This is a genomic window from Bradyrhizobium sp. SHOUNA76, from assembly GCF_023006445.1.
Lineage (GTDB): Bacteria > Pseudomonadota > Alphaproteobacteria > Rhizobiales > Xanthobacteraceae > Bradyrhizobium.
This window is the reverse complement of sequence record NZ_JALBHA010000829.1, coordinates 1-1,645: the sequence shown is the minus strand read 5'-3', so window position 1 is coordinate 1,645 and position 1,645 is coordinate 1. Positions and strand designations below refer to the sequence as shown.

Annotated in this window: 3 protein-coding genes; 2 read left to right on the top strand and 1 reads right to left on the bottom strand. The window is 68.1% G+C overall.

What is annotated here, in order from left to right:
* Positions 1–142 (bottom strand): precorrin-6A/cobalt-precorrin-6A reductase (locus MOV74_RS37635; RefSeq protein ID WP_246932508.1); only part of this gene is annotated, 142 nt, incomplete at its 3' end.
* On the opposite strand from MOV74_RS37635, the gene cbiE reads away from it, so the two are divergent.
* Both cbiE and MOV74_RS37625 read left to right on the top strand, forming a co-directional pair.
* A complete protein-coding gene (gene cbiE / locus MOV74_RS37630) occupies positions 141–1,322 on the top strand; it encodes a precorrin-6y C5,15-methyltransferase (decarboxylating) subunit CbiE (protein WP_246932507.1) in 1,182 nt (393 codons plus the stop codon). The two genes, MOV74_RS37635 and cbiE, sit on opposite strands and share 2 nt — an antisense overlap.
* Positions 1,319–1,645: cobalamin biosynthesis protein (locus MOV74_RS37625; protein ID WP_246932505.1), on the top strand; the 327-nt coding region annotated here is incomplete at its 3' end. The genes cbiE and MOV74_RS37625, both read left to right, overlap by 4 nt.

Here is a 1,645-nt window from a genome sequence, read left to right as displayed (position 1 = left end):
CGATGCGGGTCGGCAGCGGCTGGTCGGCGGGCGCGCGGGTGCGACCGCCATAGGAATAGACGGCATCGATGCCCGCGCGCGCAATCGCCGCCGCAAGCAGGCTCGCATCGCTCGTTCCGCCCAGAATGAGGGCGCGTGTCATGGCTGATCCCTGGCTGACCATCATCGGTATCGGCGAAGATGGCCTTGCCGGGCTATCGGAGGCAAGCCGAAAGGCGCTCAATGACGCCGAAACCGTCTTCGGCGGTGAACGACACCTCGCACTTGCCGGCGTAGGCAGCCGCGGCCGTTCATGGCCGGTGCCCTTCGACGCCGATGTCGTTCTGAGCTGCCGCGACCGGCCGACGGCCGTGCTGGCCTCCGGCGATCCGTTCTGGCACGGCGCAGGCGCTGTTCTCGCCGAGAAGCTCGGTGGCGACGAGTGGATCGCGCATCCGGCGCCGTCGACCTTCTCGCTCGCTGCCGCGCGCTTGGGCTGGCGGCTGGAGTCCGTGACGTGCATCGGCCTTCATGCGGCGCCGTTCGAGCGACTGACGCCGCATCTGGTGCGAGATGCGCGCATCATCTGCCTGATGCGTGACGCAAGGGCTGTCGGCGATCTCGCGAAGTGGTTGACGGAACGCGGATGGGGCTCCTCACTGTTGTGGACGCTCGAGGCGCTTGGCGGGCCGCGGGAATGCATTGACCAGCATCGCGTCGACCTCTTTGCCGAGGACATTGCTGGAGATCTGGTCGCGGTGGCGGTATGGGCGAGGGGGACGCAGGGCATTCCTCGCAGCTCCGGCCTGTCCGACGACCTCTTCGTCCACGACGGCCAGATCACCAAGCGGCCAATGCGCGCGCTTGCGCTCTCGGCGCTGGCGCCGCGTCCCGGCGAACGGTTGTGGGATATCGGCGCCGGCTCGGGTTCGATCTCGGTCGAGTGGGCGCGGTGCGGCGGGACGGCGACCGCCATCGAGGCGCGCGAGGGTCGCGTTGCAAACATCCGCAAGAATGCAGCCGCGTTCGGACTGGCGCATCGGATCACTGTCGTCTCGGGGAGGGCACCGGAAGCTCTTGCTGGATTGGAAGCGCCAGATGCCGTCTTCATCGGCGGTGGTCTCGACCATGCGATGTTCGATGCGATCTGGTCGCGCCTCGCGCCTGGAACGCGGCTGGTTGCACACGCGGTGACGCTGGAGACGGAAGCGCTGCTCGGCGAGTTGCATCAGCGCCACGGTGGCGAGCTGGTGCGGGTGGAGATCGCCCATGCCGCGCCGCTCGGCCGCTATCGCTCCTGGGAGGCAGCACGTCCCGTGGTGCAATGGAGTGCGGTCCGATGAAGGTCGCGGGGCTCGGATTCAAGAAGGACGTCACGCTGGCCTCGTTGCGCGAAGCGCTGCTGGCGGCCGGCGGAGCCGAAGGCCTTGCTGCGCTTGCGACCGTTAGCGACAAGGCCAACGCGGAGGCGTTGAAGCAGCTCGCACGCGAATGCAGCGTTCCGATCAGGGCTGTCCCGGCCGATATGCTGGCGGGCATCGACACGCCGACGCAGTCGAAGCTTGTCGCCGAAAAATTCGGGACGGGTTCGATCGCCGAAGCCGCGGCGCTCGCAGCAGCCGGGCCTCGCGCGCGGCTGATTGCGACACGCGTGGTCTCGCAGGAT

What these genes read in the sequence shown, in the direction of transcription:
- cbiE (WP_246932507.1), top strand. Translation starts at nt 141, where the DNA reads ATGGCTGATCCCTGGCTGACCATCATCGGTATCGGCGAAGATGGCCTT.